Genomic DNA, 22239 nt, shown 5'->3' on the forward strand with positions numbered 1-22239 from the left:
CTATGAAAAATTTACACACTTAATTAGAAAGGCTCTAGCTACTAAATATACGAATCCTTGGCTCAGTCTTATATACGTTATATCTGCACTCCAAACCTGGTTTGGCAATACTATTTCTAATCCTTTTAGTAAATAAGGATATATTTTATGCACTTGATTCCTCTTGCTTAAATTTATTTTAGGATAAACAGCTTCAAGACCCATTATCTTGTAGTAACGTCTAACAGCTTTACGACCTACCGAAAAACCTTGGGCTTGTAAATATTTAGCCATCCGCCGCATACCATAATATGGATGCATAGTATAGGTCTCATCAATTATTGCCATAATCTTGATATCTTGTTCACTAATACCAGTAGGTTGATAGTAATAGGTTGACCTGCTAATATCCAATAACTTACACTGTTGTACAATTGTTAACTTATTATGATTAGGCTCTATCATATTACACCTAACCTTTAAATTCCGAGTCAATCATTTAATTTGTGTGTGCGTCAAGATAAGGTGCATTAATCTTACGGGTGAAAGTCCTGTTATGGAAGGAGTAGCTAGCTCCACCATATAGCGAGTCTTGTGCTGCTGAAGGTAACGACAGTAGTAAAGCGTAGACAGCGAAACATCCGAGCCGAAACCAAATGGTGAACGTGATAGCCCTGAAATGATATTGGTAGTGGAAGTCGATGTGCTACACAACGCAGTAGACAAGAGAAAACTAGAGGTCAAACTAGCGAAAATCCGAAAGTTTTCAACCATCGGGGTCTCAGGCGTCAGCGAGTTTGTAGAGATTAATGACACAACTTGAGAAGTCCTTATAACTCTTACTGAGTTAAGTAAGTATTCAAAGTACAAGTGCCGAAACATAAGGCTTTGGAGATGGTGTTAAGGATGGCTGAGTCAGTTGTAGTAGTGATGAAGCTTCGTAATGGGAGTGGAGCGAAGGGCTGACAGAAAGGTAAGAACGTAAGAGGGAAACAATGACCGTACACAGCATAGACGGAAATACATGGTCAACGAAACTTGAGCGTATAAAGTTGCTATCATCACAAAATCAAGACATAAAGTTTAATAATCTTGGACATATTATTGATTTAAAGATGTTAGAAGAACAATATAAGGAACTTGATAGCAAGAAAGCTGTAGGAATAGATGGTATAACCAAAGCGGTTTATGGTAAGAAGTTGGAAGCAAATTTGCTCTCGCTCCTTACTAAAATTCGCAAGGGGCAATATCAAGCTAAACCTGCACGAATTACATTGATTCCAAAAGAAGATGGAGGCAAAAGACCTTTGGTAATATCATGCTTTGAAGACAAGATAATCGAGTCGGCAGTAAGCAAGATATTAAACTCAGTGTTCGAGCCAATATTCTTAAAATGTTCTTACGGGTTTCGACCTAAATTAAACGCCCATGATGCACTTAAGGAGTTGAATAGACTTACGTATAACTTCAATAAAGGAGCTGTAGTTGAAATTGATATAACTAAGTGCTTCAATTCAATCAAACATTCTGAGTTGATGGGATTCCTAAGAAAGAGAATATCTGACAAAAGATTCCTAAGACTAGTTATGAAACTGATGGAAACACCAATTATAGAAAACGGCATTACAGTTACTAACAAGGAAGGATGCCGCCAAGGGTCTAAAACATCACCAATTTTGGCAAATGTCTTCCTACATTATGTTATTGACTGTTGGTTTGCTAAAATCAGCAAGGAAAACATAAGAGGGCAAACTGGAATGGTGAGGTATTGTGACGATATGGTGTTCGTCTTTGAGAATGAAGAAGACGCGAGGAAGTTTTATGAGGTTTTGCCCAAAAGATTAAACAAGTATGGCTTGAACATCAATGAAGCTAAATCGCAGATGATTCAGTCCGGTAGATACCATGCTGAGGACTTAGCTAAGCAAGGTAAGAAGATCAAGAGTTATAATTTTCTTGGCTTTACTTGCTATTGGGGTAAATCAAGGTTTGGTAACATATGGAGATTAAAATATACCACAAGGAAAGATCGATTTACCGAGAAGCTTAAAGGGCTAAGAGAATATCTACGAAGTCACCTTAATGAGAGGGGCAAAGAACAGATATTATTGCAAGTCATTAGAGCTACAAAGGGGTGGATCAATTATCATGGTATATCAGATAATCAAAGACGAGTAAGTTCATTTATTCACCAAACTAGGCGAGCAATATATGGGTGGTTTAATAGAATGGGTGGGAAGCGTAAGATGAATTGGCAAAGATTAGCTGAAATACTCAAAAGGGTCGACTTTCCAAATAAGTGGAAGACCATTTCAATGTTCTAAAACCAACAAAAAAAAATAGGGTACAAGCCTATCTTACCTTTCGGGAGCCGGATGCGGTAGCTCTGCATGTCCGGTTCTGAGGAGGGGCTTAACCAAGCAATTGGTTAGGTCTACTCACAAAGTTCATTTTTTATTTTCCAATAAATCATATTTAAAATCTCCACAAAGTATTTCAAATTGATTTAAAGCTAAAGACCAATCTTTAATAGGCATGGTCCATTTTTTGGCTGCATTTTGTAAGGATAAAAATATTATTTTTTGAATTGACTTATCATCTGGAAACACCCCCTTATTTTTGATAATTTTTCTAATTTGACGATTTACAGATTCTATAGTGTTAGTAGTATAAATTACCTTTCTGTTCTCTTCAGGAAAGGCAAAAAACGGTATTATCCCAGACCAATTACGTTGCCAAATATCAGAAATTACCGGATATTTTTTATCCCATTTTACACCAAATTGCTGAAGTTTTAAACGTGCCATTTCGTCATTATTAGCTGTATAAATTTGTTTTAGATCTGATGTGACCTCTTTTAAATCTTTATATGACACATACTTTACTGAATTGCGAACCATATGTACAATACATAATTGTACTATAGTACTCAGGAATACGCTGCTTATCGCTTCTGGAAAGCCCTTTAAACCATCCACACAAGCAACATAAATTTGTTCAATTCCTCGATTCTTTAACTCAGTAACTACTTGCATCCAAAATTTAGCACCTTCATTTTTGCCTATCCAAATGCCAAGTAACTCCTTTTTCCCTTCTATATTTACAGCAAGTGCTAAATATACTGCTTTATTTATTACTATGTGATTGTCTCTAGATTTTACATAGATACAGTCCAAGTATAATATTGGATACACCCTATCTAAACAACGATTTTGCCACCTAGTTACTTCTTCTATTACCCCATCTGTTATGGTGGATATCAAGTCACCAGATACATCAGTTTGATATATTTCTTCTAAATGCCCTCGGATCTCGCTGACTGTCATACCGCGACCATAAAGGGATATCACTTTCTCATCAAATCCATTAAATCTCCTCAGCCCTTTTGGTATTAATTGAGGATTATACTCTCCTTCCCGATCTCTTGGTACTTCTACTGTCAGCTTACGACCATCCCCATCAATTACTGTCTTCTCATAGCTACCATTACGACGATTATTATCTACTTTTGGCATCTTGCTATGTTTTGAATATCCTAATTCATGATCCAACTCACTTGCTAATATTTTCTCAACTATTTGCTTCTTTAGCTGTTGAAATAAACCATCTCGACCAAATAACTCCGATGGATCTGCTTTTGATAATAATTCTTCTACTAGCTGATTACTGATGTTTAATGTATCTTTATCTGTATCTAATTTTTTAGCCATAATTCCTCCTTGCTTGCTTAAGTTACTTTTTTTACAGTAATCTCTTACTGCTTTCTTTGCAACTTACACAAACTATAGGACAGACTCTTAATTCCAAACAATGCAGATTTTTTTTGAGCCAGTCACACTCAACGCTTAACTGACCAATTTGCTCATATAGATTCTTGATTAACCCCTGCTGATTTGGATCAGCACTCTGTGTTTTATTCTTAAAACCTTGTACTAACAACTCAAGACCTTGTTTTTTCCAGTTACTGATCTGTGTTGCATGAACACCATACTTACTGGTTATCTGGGCTATTGTTAGCTCTCCCTTAATTGCTTCTATGACAATTTTGGCTTTCTCCTCAGCACTATATTGCCTTACTTGTTTTTTCATCTCTAGCTCTCCTTGTTTGCTAAAGAATTCTATCTCATTTTTCTTATTTTTCTGTCCAAAATATTGGAACCATTATATATTTTATTCTTTCAACGCCAAAATTATTAATAAATTTCTGTAAAAATTCCTTCATAAATTCTGCAGAACACCCGCCACCATGCGACAAAGTCTTCCAGAATATTGGCACCGATATTTTACCAATTACCATTACTAAAAATAAAATATTAATATCGGATTTACCAAATTTCCAACTTGTCCTATCCATTGCTACGACATAATTTTTTGAAGCAAAAAAGCTTAATAGCAAATAGCCAACCTTCATATAATCAAAATTAAAATCTTTTAAAAAACGATAAATTCTATGAGTTTTTGACGTCGCTTTAGCATCACCTAAAATACCAAGTGCTAAACCTTTTTGATAAATTGAGCTGCCCGTCAGCAAACTAATTACCATACCAACCAAACATTTTAATCTTGATTTATTTCCGTCTATATATAAAATCAATTCTTGAAGTATTATATTATGCATTTTGTTATAAAAATACCTACCTTATACTACTTCACACCACTCTAAATCAACCATTCTTCTTCATCTTCTCAAAATTGTAGGGTACTATAATTACTTATAGGCGTCGCTCCATCGCTCCTAGCCCCAAATTCTCCTGAATTGACTATATATCCGAGTCACAACATCTATCTTTAAACGCAAAATTGTCATATATGGACGAGTGAATTTGTCAACAAAGAAAATAAAAAAATAGAGCCACAAAGGAAGCGGTCATATATTCGGCATCGAGTGCCATAATGGTTTCTGCATTCTTATAAATATCCTTGAGTGACCTCTCATTCCCACGGCTTCTAGAGCCTCGACATAATTACGGATTTTATTCAGAATACTTATTCATTAACTCTTTAACTTTCGTTCTCTTTATTGTTACTATTCTTTACTCGCAATATTTATCAATTACCAATTTTTATTTAGTTGACATAGTTTCTTCTTTTTTCTCAACTAAACTAATTTGCAACATATTCGCTACCATTGGTGACTACTGCATAAGCAATCCTTGCTAACTTATTTGCTAAACCAACACATATAATATTATATGATTTATTTTCAGCAAGTTTCTTCACTGCCCACTGCACTAGTTTATCTTTGATTCCTTACCACTTTTTGCTCTTATTGCTATTGTCCCTGCGGCTTGAATCAACATAGTTCTGGCATATCTATCTCCCTGTTTGGTAATCCCTCCTAAAACTATCTTATCTCCTGAGCTATGTTGCTTTGGTACCAAACCAAGCGAAGCAGCAAAATCCCTCGGGGTTGGATAACTTTCCATTGGGGCTACACTCAAACAACTAGCATTGATTGCTCCAATGCCAAAAATTGTCTGCAACCTAGTAGCTTTCTCACTTTGCTTATTATTGCTGATAATCAGCTTTTCTAAAGTTTTCTCTTTGTCACATAAATCCTCAATTTCTTTACATTCTAAAAGTAAAATTGACCGTATCCCAGAATTTATATAACCTTTACTATACGCTAACTCTACCTCCAGCCTACATGATTTGCAAAATTTATTTTTACTTAATTTTGTATTATAGCCATATTCACATAAACTTGATATTGTAGAATTAGTTTTTTGCACACGATCTCTGATCGTATTACTTCTAATTTTATGCAAAAATTTTATATCTTGTTCCTCTTTGCTTTTTGGCAGCACAGTTTTTAATTCTGGATCACGAGCCGCTTTGCATATTGCTAACGCATCGTTATAATCATTTTTCTGTTTCGATGTAGCATAAACTTTTACATCTTTTGTTTTCATTGGTTTGACTTGCAAACCAAGCTTAGCAATTTCCTGTGACCAATAATTAGCTCCTCCACATGCTTCCATAGCTAGCAATGAACTTTTATCGAGATTGCTTAAATAGGCTATTAACTCATCTCTTGTAACTTTTTGATAACCTATTTTTTTGCCATTTTGATCGACTTGCACCAAGTGCATACTATTTTTTGCTAAATCTATTCCTATTATAGTATTTTTTATGCTATTATTTATCATGGTATGGACCTATTAATTAAATTATTATTTAATTTGGAGCAGCTGAAAACTATTTTTCAGCTGACTCCGTACAAGTAAAGCATATTTCGCTTCACTCATCCATACCATCATTCCCGCTTCGGTGCGGAATCTAGATACCTGCTTACGCATGTATGACACAAAGTTGAGCAGGTATGGCATTAAGTCGAGCAGGGATCGTGATACAAAACAGTATTGTTTCGCTAATAGACTTATAGTAATGCTAATCGGGATAGCTGTATTTGCAATAAACTTAAAATTTTGAGAAATGGATGTATCCAACAGTAAGATTAAGAAGAAATAGAAAAACTCGGTGGTTACGAGAATTAGTGGCAGAGAATAGGCTTAGCGTTAATGATTTGGTGCTAGCATTATTTGTTGTTGAAGGGGAAAACCAACGTCAGGAGATTAGCACCATGCCTGGTATATATAGGTTGTCTATTGATCAAGTAGTATTGACGGCTAGGCAGGCTTATGAGAATGGCATAAATGCCATAATACTTTTTCCCTGTATAGAGGCAAAGTTAAAAAGTGACAATGCGGATGAAGCGTATAATTTAGATAATTTAATGTGTAGGACTATACGAAGTATCAAAAAGGCTAACATTGATATTGGTGTAATATGTGATGTTGCACTGGATCCTTATACTACGCATGGTCATGATGGTATTTTACATAATGGTGATGTAGATAATGATAAGACGGTTGAAGCTTTGTGTAAACAAGCTTTAGTTTTAGCAAAGGCTGGGGTAGACATCGTAGCCCCATCTGATATGATGGATGGTAGGATTATGGCAATACGTCAAATGCTAGATTCAGAAGGTTTTATTAATGTTAATATACTATCTTATGCCGCAAAATATGCTTCAAATTTTTATTCGCCATTCAGAGATGCGGTGAGCAGTAATAAGGCAATTTATCTAGATAAAGCGACCTATCAGATGGATGTACGCAATAGCAGAGAGGCTATGTTAGAGATAGAACATGATCTGGCTGAAGGGGCGGATATGATTATGATTAAACCTGGTATGATGTTTTTGGATATCATAGCTCAGGCGGCAAATAGCTTTAATACTAATATATTTGCCTATCAGGTCAGCGGCGAATATGCTATGTTGAGGCTTGCTGCGGATGCCAATGCCTTAAATTGGCAAGCAGCTTTGATAGAATCGTTATTATGTTTTAAGCGAGCTGGGGCTAGTAACATTGTTACTTACGCCGCGTTAGAAGTGGCTCAGATATTGAATAAACAAACAATTAATATTGTAGAATAAATAACCTAAAGAAGAATATTAATGCAAGAGAAACGTCAAGCTAATGTAATAATAGGAATTATTATAACATTGGGTTTATTAATAACTATTACGTCAGTTTATCTGTGGTTATCCTTTGAGACACCGCAGAAGCCTCTTGCTGGTAGAGGAGGGGGGTATAATGATGATGTGCAAATTGGTGGAAAATTTGAGCTAACTGATCAAGATGGCAAGATTTTTAATAGTGATAATTTGAAAGGAAAATTGAGTTTAATTTATTTTGGCTTCACTTATTGCCCTGATATTTGTCCTACTTCTTTGCAAAAGATAATGGAGGTCATTAATACTCTTGATAAATATAAAATTGATGTTGAATTTGTTTTTATTACTATCGATCCCAAACGTGATAGTTCGGATGTTCTTAAGGAATATTTAAAGCATTTTAATTCTAAGTTTATTGGTTTAACAGGTAGCGAACAACAGATTAAAGAAGTGGCTGATAAGTTTAAGGTGTATTATGCTAAAATAGATACTAATAGTGAAGATTATATGTTAGATCACTCTTCTTTCGTTTATTTGATGGATAGACAAGGGAAATATGTAAAGCATTTTTACTTAAATAGTTCAGCTCAAGAGATTATAGAATTTATTAGAGTAATGGAACAGCAGAAAAAATATTAAGATGAATTATTTACTAGTTTCATACCTTTTTACCTTCTTGGCTCTTAGCTTATTGTTGGCAGCAAGTTGGATAGGTTATAATAAGGTTAAGGTTAGGTTAGTTAATGCAAAAAAGGGTAAAAATAGATTAAAAATTATATTATTTTACCTATTATGCAGTGCCGGAGGGGTATATATGATATTATATAATCTTGAAGATAATATAGTATTTTTTTATCCTCCATCAAAGGTTAATGAGTTAAAACTTGGCAAAGAATTTAGGGTAGGGGGGTTAGTTAAAGTAGGTTCAATTAAAAAAATTACGGCTGATAAGGTGCATTTTGTCATTACCGATGACATTAAAGACCTAGAAATATCTTACCAAGGCGTTTTGCCCGCTTTATTTCGTGAGAGGCAAGGGGTAATAGCTGTCGGTAAGCTATTAGACAACATATTCATAGCTCGTGAATTGTTGACTAAACATGATGAGAATTATTCTCCAGCCCAGTATATATATTCAAATGAAAAGTTGATAGAAAAAGATGGAAACGTAAAATTTAAGTAACTTCAGTAGTATTATGGTTATAGAGGGTTGTATTTTCATGCCTTCCTCGTACTACAGTTGTAGATTGAATGTGAGTGTTCACGAAAAAAAGGTTAAAGTACAAGATGTCATTGCGAGGAGCCGTTATCTGTCATTTCCACATCTAATTTGTCATATATGGACGAGTGAATTTGTCAACAAAGAAAATAAAAAAATAGAGCCACAAAGGAAGCGGTCATATATTCGGCATCGAGTCTGTCCTATAGTTTGTGTAAGTTGCAAAGAAAGCAGTAAGAGATTACTGTAAAAAAAGTAACTTAAGCAAGCAAGGAGGAATTATGGCTAAAAAATTAGATACAGATAAAGATACATTAAACATCAGTAATCAGCTAGTAGAAGAATTATTATCAAAAGCAGATCCATCGGAGTTATTTGGTCGAGATGGTTTATTTCAACAGCTAAAGAAGCAAATAGTTGAGAAAATATTAGCAAGTGAGTTGGATCATGAATTAGGATATTCAAAACATAGCAAGATGCCAAAAGTAGATAATAATCGTCGTAATGGTAGCTATGAGAAGACAGTAATTGATGGGGATGGTCGTAAGCTGACAGTAGAAGTACCAAGAGATCGGGAAGGAGAGTATAATCCTCAATTAACCTCAGTTTGATGTAAGAGGAAGGTTGAGATTGTTTAATTTTCCAAAAGCTACAGAAATTTTATTAGGCTTAAAAACATAGGCAAGCAGTCCAGCTAAAAATTCATAACAGATCTGTGCCTTGTATGGTCTATATGACAAAGGTTTTTTAGTTGATCGTTAATGGTTTCAATAATATACCTTTTATTTAAAAACCGCTTTTTAATAGGATCTATTATTCTTTCTTTCATATTACTTTTAATTTTTGTTATTAGTTCTAAACCTTGATTAGCAAGGGATTGAGTGAGTTTTTTACTGATATACCCACGATCACCAAAAAGCCAGCCTTGTAATTTATCTACTAAATTTTCCACCACTGCTCTATCATCAACATTTCCTGGAGTTAAAGAAAAACTCATAATCTCTCCGCAACTGTTAATGACAATATGTAGCTTACAACCAAAGAACCACCCAGTGGAAGTCTTACCTCTTTTTGCTATGTCTTTGAATACTTTATGTCTATTAATTCTTAAATTATGGCAAGCAGGAAGTTTAGTAGAGTCGATATAATATTGACCAGTTTGTTTTCCTGATAGGCTTTTTAGCAGTAACACCATGGGCATGAAGCTCATTGGCATTAACTGAACAAAACGACTATAGCTCACAAGTTTTGGAAATTCCTTTCTATAACTTTGACATAGGCAGCATAAATAAAAATCTTTAAAGGTACGGTAGTGACTCAAGTGAAACATTACTATAATAGTAATAATCTCTGAGAGTCCTATACTGCAAACTACTTTACGCTTACGGTTAGGATTTGGTAATATATATTTATTTTGCTCCGTATCAAAATGCTTGCAAAAATCATCAATTAAGCAGAAAATCTCCGTAAGAGGGATCATAATATATTCTCCAATTTTGTTGTTATTATTCGAGAACTTTATAATCCCTCCCTTCTTACTTTTCAAATATTCTTTCTCCTAACACACTGGTTTGAAAGAAGGTTTTATTTTTACCATAGCTCACCACCAACAGTTTGTTTATGTTATTACATAATGCTTAGCATTTTGTTTGGTGCTTACGTCAAACTCAGGTTAATTTAATTAATAGGTCCATACCATGATAAATAATAGCATAAAAAATACTATAATAGGAATAGATTTAGCAAAAAATAGTATGCACTTGGTGCAAGTCGATCAAAATGGCAAAAAAATAGGTTATCAAAAAGTTACAAGAGATGAGTTAATAGCCTATTTAAGCAATCTCGATAAAAGTTCATTGGTAGCTATGGAAGCATGTGGAGGAGCTAACCTGAATATTGCATGAAAGAATAGAGACAAAACCCTTGTAATACTATATAATATCAGTGTTAAAAGAAGATTACATAGAGGGTTTTGCCATGACAAATTGTACAGGATTAATTTACCAATCGAAAGTAAAAAATCGTCAAATAGAAATAAATTTCACAGGAGGTAATATTAGTAGCGATGGAGGTGTATTATTGCTAAGAGAAGCAGATAAAAGACTTGGTCTAACTAATGAACTGGCTAAGATTTTTCCTGATAAGCGAGATTCTGATAAAATTACTCATACTATTTTAACAATGCTCAAACAGCGTATTTATGGTATTGCTCTTGGTTATGAAGATTTAAATGATCACGATAATTTAAGAAAATGTCCAGCTTTGCAAACAAGTATAGACACACTGGACGATATGGCTAGTAGCTCTACTTTATGCCGTTTAGAAAATAAAGCAGATCGTGGATTTGCTCTTAAAGCTCATAAGGTGATGATTGACAAGTTTGTCGAATCTCATAAAACCGTGCCGAAACAATTAATACTTGATTTTGATGCCACTGATGATGAAATTTATGGCAATCAAGAGGGGAAGTTTTATCATGGATATTATCGTCATAATTGCTTTCTACCTTTATATGTTTTTTGTGGAAAAAAGCTGTTAGTAAGCAATCTTCGCAGCTCAAAGCTAGAACAAGCAAAGCATAGCTGGGCAATATTATCTCTATTAGTCAAGCGTTTTCGTCAATCGTGGCCTGAAGTAGAGATTATTTTTCGTGGTGATGGTGGATTTTGTCGTCATCAGATGCTGGATTGGTGTGATGAAAATAATGTAAAATATATAGTCGGAATAGCCCAAAATACTAGACTCAACAAGCTGCTTGAGCCATTGATGCAACAATCTAACGAAGCCTTCACAATTAGCAAAGAGAAGCAACGCTTTTTTAGTGAATTTAAATATAAAGCTGATAGCTGGAGTCGTCATCGTAAGATAGTTGGTAAATCAGAAGTAACTAGCCTTGGTGAGAATCCAAGATATATAGTAACTAATTTAGCAGGTAAGCCAGAAGATTTATATGATAAAAATTACTGTGCACGTGGAGATATGGAAAATCGTATAAAAGAGCAACAGTTAGAGCTATTTGCCGATCGCGCTTCATGCCATAAATGGTGGGCTAATCAACTCAGACTAATTTTGTCAAGCCTTGCCTATACATTAACCTCAGTTTGATGTAAGAGGAAGGTTGAGATTGTTTAATTTTCCAAAAGCTACAGAAATTTTATTAGGCTTAAAAACATAGGCAAGCAGTCCAGCTAATACGTTAGTTTGAAAATTCATAACAGATCTGTGCCTTGTATGGTCTATATGACAAAGGTTTTTTAGTTGATCGTTAATGGTTTCAATAATATACCTTTTATTTAAAAACCGCTTTTTAATAGGATCTATTATTCTTTCTTTCATATTACTTTTAATTTTTGTTATTAGTTCTAAACCTTGATTAGCAAGGGATTGAGTGAGTTTTTTACTGATATACCCACGATCACCAAAAAGCCAGCCTTATAATTTATCTACTAAATTTTCTACCACTGCTCTATCATCAACATTTCCTGGAGTTAAAGAAAAACTCATAATCTCTCCGCAACTGTTAATGACAATATGTAGCTTACAACCAAAGAACCACCCAGTGGAAGTCTTACCTCTTTTTGCTATGTCTTTGAATACTTTATGTCTATTAATTCTTAAATTATGGCAAGCAGGAAGTTTAGTAGAGTCGATATAATATTGACCAGTTTGTTTTCCTGATAGGCTTTTTAGCAGTAACACCATGGGCATGAAGCTCATTGGCATTAACTGAACAAAACGACTATAGCTCACAAGTTTTGGAAATTCCTTTCTATAACTTTGACATTATAGTACCCTACAATTTTGAGAAGATGAAGAAGAATGGTTGATTTAGAGTGCTGTGAAGTAGTATAAGGTAGGTATTTTTATAACAAAATGCATAATATAACCTGAGTTTGACGTAAGCACCAAACAAAATGCTAAGCATTATGTAATAACATAAACAAACTGTTGGTGGTGAGCTATGGTAAAAATAAAACCTTCTTTCAAACCAGTTTGTTAGAAAGAATATTTGAAAAGTAAGAAGGGAGGGATTATAAAGTTCTCGAATAATAACAACAAAATTGGAGAATATATTATGATCCCTCTTACGGAGATTTTCTGCTTAATTGATGATTTTTGCAAGCATTTTGATACGGAGCAAAATAAATATATATTACCAAATCCTAACCGTAAGCGTAAAGTAGTTTGCAGTATAGGACTCTCAGAGATTATTACTATTATAGTAATGTTTCACTTGAGTCACTACCGTACCTTTAAAGATTTTTATTTATGCTGCCTATGTCAAAGTTATAGAAAGGAATTTACGTCAATTCGGGATAAGGATATTGTGAACATGTAGATTAAAATCAAATTTTGTTGAAGGTTTATTTTTCTTTAATGAGTAAGCAACAAGAGTAGATAATATATGGACAAAGGCATTTATTGGTGATCTATGTCTAGTATGTTCAAGGTTCATTTTATTTTTTAGATAATCAAAAACTGTTTCAATTAAGTTACGCTTTCGAAGTAAGATTTTTTCTTTCAAATCCATTAATTTATTTTCCATATTCTTCTTAATTCCATGAATCATTTTTAAGCCTCTTTCATATAAATTTAAGAACAAATTTTGCTTAATATAACCTTTATCAGCTGCTATAATTCCAGTTAATCTTTTTGTTAACTCCGGTACTGGAACCCTATCATCTACATTGCCTTTGGTCACTTTTAATGCCATAAACTCCCCTTTATTATTGATTATTACATGTAATTTAAAACCATAAAAATACCCCATAGAGGATTTACTATGTTTGGCTAATCCTTTAAAAACTTTATTGCTATAACGCCTTTTATTGTGACAAGCTTTAATCGTTGTAGAGTCAATAAAATAAATACCTGTTTCCTCACCAAACAACAAATGAATCAACATATTTAGCGGTATGAATAATCGTGCCATTAATTCAACAAATCTATTATAACTCAAGGCTTTGGGAAAATCATCCTTATGCATGCACTCTATATAACTTTTATAGAAAAATTTAAAATTCTTAGCATAGGATGTATGAAACATAATTATTATTGTTAACATTTCACTTAGACTCATGCTACAACAGCGATTTCTTTGCTTATTACGTCAGTTCGGGATAAGATATAGATGAAATAGTAATAGATAAAAGGATTGTCAAAAAGGAGTGCCTGCAGTATTTATATTTTTAAACAAAAAAACAAACTACAGGCATGAAAAAAGATATCACAGAATTATATAGTTTTATAGATGATTTTTGTAAAATTTATTTGGAGTATGAACAGAGAAAGTTATTACCATCAAATAAGCAAAGAAATCGCTGTTGTAGCATGAGTCTAAGTGAAATGTTAACAATAATAATTATGTTTCATACATCCTATGCTAAGAATTTTAAATTTTTCTATAAAAGTTATATAGAGTGCATGCATAAGGATGATTTTCCCAAAGCCTTGAGTTATAATAGATTTGTTGAATTAATGGCACGATTATTCATACCGCTAAATATGTTGATTCATTTGTTGTTTGGTGAGGAAACAGGTATTTATTTTATTGACTCTACAACGATTAAAGCTTGTCACAATAAAAGGCGTTATAGCAATAAAGTTTTTAAAGGATTAGCCAAACATAGTAAATCCTCTATGGGGTATTTTTATGGTTTTAAATTACATGTAATAATCAATAATAAAGGGGAGTTTATGGCATTAAAAGTGACCAAAGGCAATGTAGATGATAGGGTTCCAGTACCGGAGTTAACAAAAAGATTAACTGGAATTATAGCAGCTGATAAAGGTTATATTAAGCAAAATTTGTTCTTAAATTTATATGAAAGAGGCTTAAAAATGATTCATGGAATTAAGAAGAATATGGAAAATAAATTAATGGATTTGAAAGAAAAAATCTTACTTCGAAAGCGTAACTTAATTGAAACAGTTTTTGATTATCTAAAAAATAAAATGAACCTTGAACATACTAGACATAGATCACCAATAAATGCCTTTGTCCATATATTATCTACTCTTGTTGCTTACTCATTAAAGAAAAATAAACCTTCAACAAAATTTGATTTTAATCTACATGTTCACAATATCCTTATCCCGAATTGACGTTTATTTGATGGTAATAACTTTCTCTGTTCATACTCCAAATAAATTTTACAAAAATCATCTATAAAACTATATAATTCTGTGATATCTTTTTTCATGCCTGTAGTTTGTTTTTTTGTTTAAAAATATAAATACTGCAGGCACTCCTTTTTGACAATCCTTTTATCTATTACTATTTCATCTATATCTTATCCCGAACTGACGTAATTTCCAAAACTTGTGAGCTATAGTCGTTTTGTTCAGTTAATGCCAATGAGCTTCATGCCCATGGTATTACTGCTAAAAAGCCTATCAGGAAAACAAACTGGTCAATATTATATCGACTCTACTAAACTTCCTGCTTGCCATAATTTAAGAATTAATAGACATAAAGTATTCAAAGACATAGCAAAAAGAGGTAAGACTTCCACTGGGTGGTTCTTTGGTTGTAAGCTACATATTGTCATTAACAGTTGCGGAGAGATTATGAGTTTTTCTTTAACTCCAGGAAATGTTGATGATAGAGCAGTGGTGGAAAATTTAGTAGATAAATTACAAGGCTGGCTTTTTGGTGATCGTGGGTATATCAGTAAAAAACTCACTCAATCCCTTGCTAATCAAGGTTTAGAACTAATAACAAAAATTAAAAGTAATATGAAAGAAAGAATAATAGATCCTATTAAAAAGCGGTTTTTAAATAAAAGGTATATTATTGAAACCATTAACGATCAACTAAAAAACCTTTGTCATATAGACCATACAAGGCATAGATCTGTTATGAATTTTCAAACTAACGTATTAGCTGGACTGCTTGCCTATGTTTTTAAGCCTAATAAAATTTCTGTAGCTTTTGGAAAATTAAACAATCTCAACCTTCCTCTTACATCAAACTGAGGTTAATATAATACTTCAAGAATTGATTTTATATATAGACGGAAATAAATCAAGATTAAAATGTTTGGTTGGTATGGTAATTAGTTTGCTGACGGGCAGCTCAATTTATCAAAAAGGTTTAGCACTTGGTATTTTAGGTGATGCTAAAGCGACGTCAAAAACTCATAGAATTTATCGTTTTTTAAAAGATTTTAATTTTGATTATATGAAGGTTGGCTATTTGCTATTAAGCTTTTTTGCTTCAAAAAATTATGTCGTAGCAATGGATAGGACAAGTTGGAAATTTGGTAAATCCGATATTAATATTTTATTTTTAGTAATGGTAATTGGTAAAATATCGGTGCCAATATTCTGGAAGACTTTGTCGCATGGTGGCGGGTGTTCTGCAGAATTTATGAAGGAATTTTTACAGAAATTTATTAATAATTTTGGCGTTGAAAGAATAAAATATTTGCTTGCTGATAGAGAATTTATGAATAAAGAATGGTTAGACTTTCTGATAAATAACCATCTAAAGTTTGTTATTCCATTAAAAATGGATCATAAAATTCGTCTTACAAAAGGTTTAAGAACTTTAACCATTGAAAGAATATTTAGTGATGTTAAAGCCTTAGAGTATAGGGCTTGTAGTGGTATATTATGGAATAGAAAGGTTAATTTTACCGCATATAGAAATGATAAGAGCGAGCTGATGGTTCTGGTGTCTTCAATTGAAATAGAGCAAGATATTTTTGCTTTATATAAATTTCGTTGGAGTGTTGAACGACTATTTTTGCACCTAAAAAGCGGTGGTTTTGATATTGAAAAAAGTCACATTGTAAAATTGGATAGATTTGAAAAATTATTAGTGATAACTGCTATTGCTTCAGCTTTAATAGTCAAAAATGGAATAATACAAAATGCCTTAAATCCCATCCGAATAAAACGGTACAAAACCATTGAAAGACAATTGTTTTCATTATTTACCTATGGCTTTGATCATATCAAAAATGCTTTTTATCAATCTACAACAGCCATAACGCAGCTAATATCCACATTATTAATACCTCCCAAACAAAAACTTTTTTCTATCCTAATACCATCTTTACAAAAATTGTAGGGTACTTATATCTTTAAATTATGATATAAGTAATGGTAAGAGGGTGATTTGAGGGGTACTTGATTGAGATAATCGAGCATAGAATAAGTACCCTCTTACAAAGTTTGCTTTGAACAAATTGCAGAAGGTGTTGGAAGTAGCAGCCTTGCACAATAAGACGAAGGAGATTATATCATGAGTAAAATAATAGGTCTAGATGTAAGTAAACAATGGCTTGATATATGTGTATATAATACAAGCGATAAACCTAAATATCATCGTTTTGCCAATGATGCAGCTGGTCATGAAGAGGTGATTAAATTAGCAAAAGAGCAAGAGATTAAGCTAATAATATGTGAACCCACTGGAGGATACGAAGCTGAGATTTGTCAAAAGCTGTATAATAATAAGCAACAAATACATAAGGTCAATACATATAGTTTTAATTCTTTTAGTAAATCGGTAAATTTGTGTAAAACTGATAGGAAGGATGCATTTAAATTAGCATATTATGGTGATAAGATGCAGCTTTCAGCGAATTATATATATCAAGTTGAATCAGAGAATTTGAAGAGATATAAGCAAAGACGAGAAGATTTAGTATTAATGCTTAGCAATGAAAAGAAAAGACTACATCATAGTATTGATGGTATTGATAAAGATAGTATAGAAAAACACATTAAATTCTTACAAAATGAAATAGCTGAGCTTGATAAGAAGTTAAACAAAACAATAGATGAGTCAGAAGAGTTAAAAGAGAAGGTAAAAATATTAGAGACTGTACCTGGTATTGGTAAATGTTTGGCTACAAAACTAATTAGTTTTGTACCTGAATTAGGGGATAAAAATTATAGTAGTAATGAATTGTCAGCAATTGTGGGGATAGCTCCGTACGCCCGTGATAGTGGTAATAAGCAAGGACGAAGATTTATTAGGGGAGGCAGAAAAATACCACGGGATGCTTTATACATGGCGGTATTAACTGGCAAAAATGGTTTTCAATATTTAAAAACTTTATACAATAGGCTTGTTAATAATTTTAAACCTAAGAAAGTTGCGATAGTTGCTTGTATGCGTAAGCTACTTGAAGTTTGCCATAAACTTATTCAACAAAAACGTTGTTTTATTATTTAGATAAATATTTTTTTGAAAATTTAGATAAAAGATAATTGCTATGAAGATATTTATATTAAAAAATATGGCTTTCCAAAAGATCGTATTATTGTTTCAGGATATCAAACTTATAAAGAAGTTAGAGAAGGTATTATCACTAACTCTAAAAAGGCTCCAGAAACTATTTTATGGTTACCAAGGTGGCAACTATCCTTTCAATATAGAGACCTATTTGAAGGTGGCTCAACTTTCTTGAATTATCATTATTTTTTTTATAATTATGCACTACAAAATCCAAATATAAATTTTATTATAAGACCTCATCAACATTTATTTTTTTCTACTGCTAGCTCAGGATTTTTAACCCAAGAAGAAATTAATCAAATTTTTATAAAGTTTAGAAGCTTACAAAATGTTACTATTTCTGATAGTACCAACACTTCTTTAGTGAATGATATAATTTCTGCAGATATTGTAATAAGTGATGGAACTTCTGCTCTTGCAGAGGTAGTTGTAGCAGATAAGCCTATAATTTACTTAAGCAATGGTTGGAATAATGAGTTTAATAGTAATAAATTATCACGCGAATTAAAAAAATATATTTATTTAGCATATAATCCAAATGATATAAGAAGATATATAGATGATATTAGGCAAAATAATTATTCGCCTTTCCACGAAAAAGAAGAAAAGAATGGCTCTGTACAAATAAGTGTGTAAATTTTTCAAAGGTTATATAAAAATATAATATAACAAAAGGAGAAATTATAATGCGTCACAAACAAAATGAAGCAATGAATCAAGCAATAGATTTATTAATAAATAATGATACAGATATATCAACTTTATTTAAAGAGGATGGTTTATTAAAACAATTAACCAAAAGGCTTGTAGAGAAGGCATTGCAGTCAGAGATGAATAATCACTTAGGATATGATAAATATTGTCATACTGATAGCAATAATGTTCGTAATGGTAGTAAAGTAAAGAATCTAGTAACAAATAATGGAGTTGTAGAGATTGGGGTTCCAAGGGATAGAAGTAGTACATTTGAACCTGCATTAATTCCGAAGCGTCAAAGACGTATTGAAGGATTTGATGATAAAATAATATCGTTATACGCTAAAGGAATGAGCTTATCTGATATTAAGATTCAAATGCAAGAATTGTATGGAGCTGACGTTAGCGAAAGTTTGATAAGTCAAATTACTGATGATGTAATTGAGGATGTCAAGATATGGCAAAGCCGACCATTGGATCGAGTATATGCTATAGTATTTTTTGACTGTTTAGTAGTAAAAGTACGTCAAGATAAACGAATTATCAATAAGTCTGTATATGTAGCATTAGGTATTGATTTATCTGGAAGGAAGGATATTTTAGGATTGTGGAACAGTGAAAATGAAGGAGCTAAATTTTGGCTTGGTAATTTTACTGAGATGAAGAACAGAGGTATGCAAGACATGCTTATTGCTTGCAGTGATAATTTAACCGGTATGTCTGAGGCAATAGAAGCAGTTTTTCCGAAAACCGAACATCAATTATGTATTGTACATCAGATTAGAAATAGTTTAAAATATGTATCATATAAAGACCGAAAAGAATTAGCGGCTGATTTAAAGCCTATATATACTGCTAGCACAGAGGAAGAAGCACATCTTGCTTTAGAATCTTTTGAAGCTAAATGGAGTAAACAGTATCCACAAATTGCTAAATCTTGGTATGTTCATTGGGAAAATTTAATGGTTTTTCTAGAATACCCTGAGGCGATAAGGAAAGTAATATACACAACTAATAGTATAGAATCTGTCAATAGCCAATTACGTAAGGTTACTAAGAATAAACGGGTTTTTCCAAATGATAATGCCGTTTTTAAGACCTTATATTTGGCAATTGATTATATGACCAAGAAATGGGTTATGCCGATTCCGAACTGGAACGCAGCTATGGCTCACTTTTTGATAAAATTTGAAGGTAGAATTTAAGCCCTATGAAAAATTTACACACTTAATTAGAAAGGCTCAAAAGAATAGTTATTTTAAGAAAATAAAATGCAAAATAAAATACAATTTATTTGAATCACCATGTAACAGAAAAGAATTTAAGAAAATATTAGATCCAATAAAAAACCCATCTAAGTTTATTGCTGAATATTTATTATATTATAAAACCACTTGACAGGGGTTTTATAATAGTTTAGGTTGCTTGAAAATGAGCATGAGTATTATATGAATGCAGTAGATTCTTCTTTCACTATGTGGAATAGAGCTAGAAATAGTAAATTTAGACACGTTGTTTGGCCTATCAGATCTAACGAGTTAGTAAAGTTTGTGCCTATGGCTTTACTAATATTCTTTATTCTCCTTAACCAGAATCTAGTACGTAGTATGAAAGATAGCCTGGTAATAACATTAATTAGTTCGGAAGTTTTAAGCTTTATAAAACTTTGGGGCGAGATGCCTGCAGGTATCTTATTTGTCATCCTTTATTCCAAACTTTGTAATATTATGACAACTGAGCAAGCGTTCAGGATCATATTATCTTTTTTCTTGGGATTTTTCCTATTATTTTCCTTTGTTTTGTTTCCATACCGAGAGTATTTTCATCCAGACCCTCAAGTAATAGAATATTATTTTACTACACTTCCACACTTAAAATGGTTTATCATCATTTGGGGAAAATGGAGTATTGTGTTATTTTATATAATGGGGGAATTATGGCCAATGATTGTCTGTACACTATTATACTGGCAACTTGCTAATAAGATTACCACCACTGAAGAAGCTCCTAGATTCTATTCGTTTTTTTCCTTATTTGGTCAAACTAATTTACTAATATCTGGCAGTGTAATTATCTATTTTGCCAAAGGTCAGCACTTCTTGATGCCTCTATTTTCTCATCTTAATGACCAAACAGAAATTCTTTTAAAATCATTCATAGTAATCGTTACCATATCTGGGCTGATCTGTTTGATTTTACATAGATTTGTTGAATTGAAAATTATAGAAACTACTAAAAATATTAGATATAAAAATAAAAGAACCGATATACTGAAGCTAGGGTTAGTTGAGAGTAGCAAAATAATTCTTAAATCAAAATATTTAGGAATTATTTGTGTATTAATGGTTTCATATTCCATGTCAATCAACTTAATTGAAGGATTATGGATGTCTAAAACCAAGGAGTTATATCCTACTACCCAAGAATTTATAACTTACAGTGGTGAGGTCTTTTTTTGGACTGGAATATTTACTTTAATTTGTGCTTTTCTAGGTAGTAGTTTAGTTAGAAATTGTGGTTGGTTTTGGGGGGCTGTACTTACTCCCGTTGCAACGTTATTATCAGGAGCAATGTTTTTTACTTTCGTCTTATTGGAAAAGCCTTTATTGGCAATTATGACTGGTCTTAGTCACATTTCTCCATTAATGATAATTGTTTTTGTAGGTGGCTTGTGGCATGTTTTAGGGAAAGGAGTAAAATATTCACTTTTTGATTTTACTAAAGAAATGGTCTATATCCCTCTTGATAGTGAAATGAAAACCAAGGGCAAAGCTGCTGTAGATGTACTTGGTGGCAAAATAGGAAAATCCGCTGGAGCAATTGTTCAATTTGTCTCTTTTAGTATTTTTCCAAGTGCTGTACATAATGACCTAGCAGGTTTTCTCATGGTGGTTTTTGTTATTGTTTGTGTAACTTGGATTTTTGGTGTAAAAGTCTTAAATCGATATTATAAAAACTTGCTAGCACAGCAGAACTAAAGTTTTATAGGAAGTCTAATAAATTAAGGAAAAAATTAATGACATACGTACCAATGGTAATTGAGCAAACTCCTAGAGGTGAAAGAGCCTATGATATATATTCTAGGTTATTAAAGGAACGTATCGTTTTTGTTTGCGGTCAAATTGAAGATTATATGGCAAATGTAGTGGTTGCACAATTACTATTCCTTGAGGCAGAAAATCCAGAAAAAGATATTTCTATGTATATTAATTCTCCTGGTGGCGTTGTAACTTCTGGTTTAGCAATTTATGATACTATGCAATATATTAAACCTAAAATTTCTACTCTTTGTATAGGTCAAGCTTGCTCTGCTGGCTCTATGTTGCTTACGGCTGGAGAAAAAGGCATGCGTTATTCCCTGCCGCATAGTCGTATAATGATCCATCAGCCGTCAGGTGGTTACCAAGGGCAGGCTACAGATATAGAAATTCATGCCAAAGAAACCATGAAACTAAAAAGAATGCTTAATCTCTTATATGTCAAGCATACAGGACAAGAACTAGAGACTATCGAAAAAAGTATGGAACGTGATAATTTCATGGATCCTGAAATAGCCAAATCATTTGGGCTTGTTGATGAAATTATCACCGATAGGGCAAAAATTTTAGTAAAAAAATAAATTTGTACTCT

At 32.7% G+C, this 22239-nt stretch carries 19 protein-coding genes and 7 pseudogenes; 16 read left to right on the forward strand and 10 right to left on the reverse strand.

Going from position 1 to position 22239, the window contains the following annotated elements; all coding sequences use genetic code 11:
- Positions 1-444, reverse strand: a complete 444-nt coding sequence (locus NBW66_RS04685; protein WP_250311877.1) for an IS3 family transposase — start codon at positions 442-444, stop codon at positions 1-3.
- 530 nt (positions 445-974) lie between these two features.
- Here NBW66_RS04685 and NBW66_RS04690 point away from each other — a divergent pair.
- The gene (locus NBW66_RS04690) at positions 975-2303 is read left to right on the forward strand and encodes a reverse transcriptase domain-containing protein (RefSeq protein ID WP_250310618.1); all 1329 of its coding nucleotides are present in this window, start codon (positions 975-977) and stop codon (positions 2301-2303) included.
- Positions 2304-2426: 123 nt separating this feature from the next.
- On the opposite strand, the gene NBW66_RS04695 is transcribed toward NBW66_RS04690, so the two are convergent.
- The 5 genes from NBW66_RS04695 to NBW66_RS04710 all read right to left on the reverse strand — a co-directional run bounded on the left by NBW66_RS04695 (position 2427) and on the right by NBW66_RS04710 (position 6128).
- Positions 2427-3689, reverse strand: coding sequence for an IS256 family transposase (locus tag NBW66_RS04695; protein ID WP_250311878.1), 1263 nt, complete (start codon positions 3687-3689; stop codon positions 2427-2429).
- A 31-nt stretch (positions 3690-3720) separates the two neighbouring features.
- Entirely contained in the window at positions 3721-4068 is a 348-nt protein-coding gene (locus NBW66_RS04700; RefSeq protein ID WP_250311879.1) for a transposase, read from the reverse strand.
- A 43-nt stretch (positions 4069-4111) separates the two neighbouring features.
- Positions 4112-4597 carry a hypothetical protein gene (locus NBW66_RS04705; protein ID WP_250311880.1) on the reverse strand — a complete coding sequence of 162 codons (486 nt, stop codon included), beginning with the start codon at positions 4595-4597 and terminating at the stop codon, positions 4112-4114.
- A 485-nt stretch (positions 4598-5082) separates the two neighbouring features.
- Entirely contained in the window at positions 5083-5211 is a 129-nt protein-coding gene (locus NBW66_RS14445; RefSeq protein ID WP_284346678.1) for a hypothetical protein, read from the reverse strand.
- The gene (locus NBW66_RS04710) at positions 5211-6128 is read right to left on the reverse strand and encodes an IS110 family RNA-guided transposase (RefSeq protein ID WP_250311881.1); all 918 of its coding nucleotides are present in this window, start codon (positions 6126-6128) and stop codon (positions 5211-5213) included. The genes NBW66_RS14445 and NBW66_RS04710 overlap by 1 nt, the downstream gene beginning before the upstream one ends.
- Positions 6129-6418: 290 nt before the next feature.
- Here NBW66_RS04710 and hemB point away from each other — a divergent pair, with 290 nt between their 5' ends.
- The 4 genes from hemB (at position 6419) to NBW66_RS04730 (ending at position 9271) form a co-directional block, all read left to right on the forward strand.
- Positions 6419-7420, forward strand: a complete 1002-nt coding sequence (gene hemB, locus NBW66_RS04715; protein ID WP_250311882.1) for a porphobilinogen synthase — start codon at positions 6419-6421, stop codon at positions 7418-7420.
- 21 nt (positions 7421-7441) lie between these two features.
- The gene (locus tag NBW66_RS04720; RefSeq protein WP_250311883.1) at positions 7442-8080 is read left to right on the forward strand and encodes an SCO family protein; all 639 of its coding nucleotides are present in this window, start codon (positions 7442-7444) and stop codon (positions 8078-8080) included.
- Positions 8081-8150: 70 nt separating this feature from the next.
- Positions 8151-8624, forward strand: a complete 474-nt coding sequence (gene ccmE / locus NBW66_RS04725; protein WP_284346817.1) for a cytochrome c maturation protein CcmE — start codon at positions 8151-8153, stop codon at positions 8622-8624.
- A 317-nt stretch (positions 8625-8941) separates the two neighbouring features.
- Positions 8942-9271: a transposase gene (locus NBW66_RS04730; protein WP_250311884.1), complete on the forward strand. Its 330-nt coding sequence runs from the start codon at positions 8942-8944 to the stop codon at positions 9269-9271.
- Here the strand turns inward: NBW66_RS04730 and NBW66_RS04735 are convergent.
- Positions 9263-10140: pseudogene (locus NBW66_RS04735) on the reverse strand (IS982 family transposase). The gene NBW66_RS04730 and the pseudogene NBW66_RS04735 overlap by 9 nt on opposite strands.
- Before the next feature lie 217 nt (positions 10141-10357).
- On the opposite strand from NBW66_RS04735, the gene NBW66_RS04740 reads away from it, so the two are divergent.
- Positions 10358-10564 (forward strand): hypothetical protein, encoded by a 207-nt coding sequence (locus tag NBW66_RS04740; protein ID WP_250310915.1) that lies wholly within the window; start codon positions 10358-10360, stop codon positions 10562-10564.
- A gap of 40 nt (positions 10565-10604) precedes the next feature.
- Complete coding sequence (locus tag NBW66_RS04745) at positions 10605-11765, forward strand: IS1380 family transposase (protein WP_250311886.1); 1161 nt, start codon at positions 10605-10607, stop codon at positions 11763-11765.
- On the opposite strand, the pseudogene NBW66_RS04750 reads toward NBW66_RS04745, so the two are convergent.
- Positions 11757-12443 (reverse strand): annotated as a pseudogene (locus NBW66_RS04750) (IS982 family transposase); the annotation flags it as partial. The gene NBW66_RS04745 and the pseudogene NBW66_RS04750 sit on opposite strands and share 9 nt — an antisense overlap.
- A gap of 292 nt (positions 12444-12735) precedes the next feature.
- Here NBW66_RS04750 and NBW66_RS04755 point away from each other — a divergent pair.
- Positions 12736-12972: pseudogene (locus tag NBW66_RS04755) on the forward strand (IS982 family transposase); the annotation flags it as partial.
- Here NBW66_RS04755 and NBW66_RS04760 read toward each other — a convergent pair.
- Positions 12967-13767 (reverse strand): annotated as a pseudogene (locus NBW66_RS04760) (IS982 family transposase); the annotation flags it as partial. The pseudogenes NBW66_RS04755 and NBW66_RS04760 overlap by 6 nt on opposite strands.
- 107 nt (positions 13768-13874) lie before the next feature.
- Here NBW66_RS04760 and NBW66_RS04765 point away from each other — a divergent pair.
- Positions 13875-14765 carry an IS982 family transposase gene (locus tag NBW66_RS04765; protein WP_250310582.1) on the forward strand — a complete coding sequence of 297 codons (891 nt, stop codon included), beginning with the start codon at positions 13875-13877 and terminating at the stop codon, positions 14763-14765.
- On the opposite strand, the pseudogene NBW66_RS14450 reads toward NBW66_RS04765, so the two are convergent.
- Positions 14762-14863, reverse strand: a pseudogene (locus NBW66_RS14450) (IS982 family transposase); the annotation flags it as partial. The gene NBW66_RS04765 and the pseudogene NBW66_RS14450 sit on opposite strands and share 4 nt — an antisense overlap.
- A 109-nt stretch (positions 14864-14972) precedes the next feature.
- Here NBW66_RS14450 and NBW66_RS04770 point away from each other — a divergent pair.
- The 7 genes and pseudogenes from NBW66_RS04770 to clpP all read left to right on the forward strand — a co-directional run.
- Positions 14973-15638: pseudogene (locus NBW66_RS04770) on the forward strand (IS982 family transposase); the annotation flags it as partial.
- A 22-nt stretch (positions 15639-15660) separates the two neighbouring features.
- Positions 15661-16737: a transposase gene (locus NBW66_RS04775; RefSeq protein WP_250311890.1), complete on the forward strand. Its 1077-nt coding sequence runs from the start codon at positions 15661-15663 to the stop codon at positions 16735-16737.
- A 174-nt stretch (positions 16738-16911) separates the two neighbouring features.
- Positions 16912-17850 (forward strand): IS110 family RNA-guided transposase, encoded by a 939-nt coding sequence (locus NBW66_RS04780; protein ID WP_250310767.1) that lies wholly within the window; start codon positions 16912-16914, stop codon positions 17848-17850.
- Positions 17851-17892: 42 nt separating this feature from the next.
- Positions 17893-18510, forward strand: a pseudogene (locus tag NBW66_RS04785) (hypothetical protein); the annotation flags it as partial.
- 89 nt (positions 18511-18599) lie between these two features.
- On the forward strand, positions 18600-19814 hold the full coding sequence (locus NBW66_RS04790) for an IS256 family transposase (protein WP_250310665.1): 1215 nt from the start codon (positions 18600-18602) through the stop codon (positions 19812-19814).
- Positions 19815-20057: 243 nt separating this feature from the next.
- On the forward strand, positions 20058-21587 hold the full coding sequence (locus tag NBW66_RS04795) for an Npt1/Npt2 family nucleotide transporter (RefSeq protein WP_250311891.1): 1530 nt from the start codon (positions 20058-20060) through the stop codon (positions 21585-21587).
- Positions 21588-21625: 38 nt separating this feature from the next.
- Positions 21626-22228, forward strand: a complete 603-nt coding sequence (gene clpP, locus NBW66_RS04800; protein WP_250311892.1) for an ATP-dependent Clp endopeptidase proteolytic subunit ClpP — start codon at positions 21626-21628, stop codon at positions 22226-22228.
- Positions 22229-22239: the final 11 nt, after the last annotated feature.

It is taken from the genome of Rickettsia endosymbiont of Oedothorax gibbosus (assembly GCF_936269705.1).
Taxonomy (GTDB): domain Bacteria; phylum Pseudomonadota; class Alphaproteobacteria; order Rickettsiales; family Rickettsiaceae; genus Tisiphia.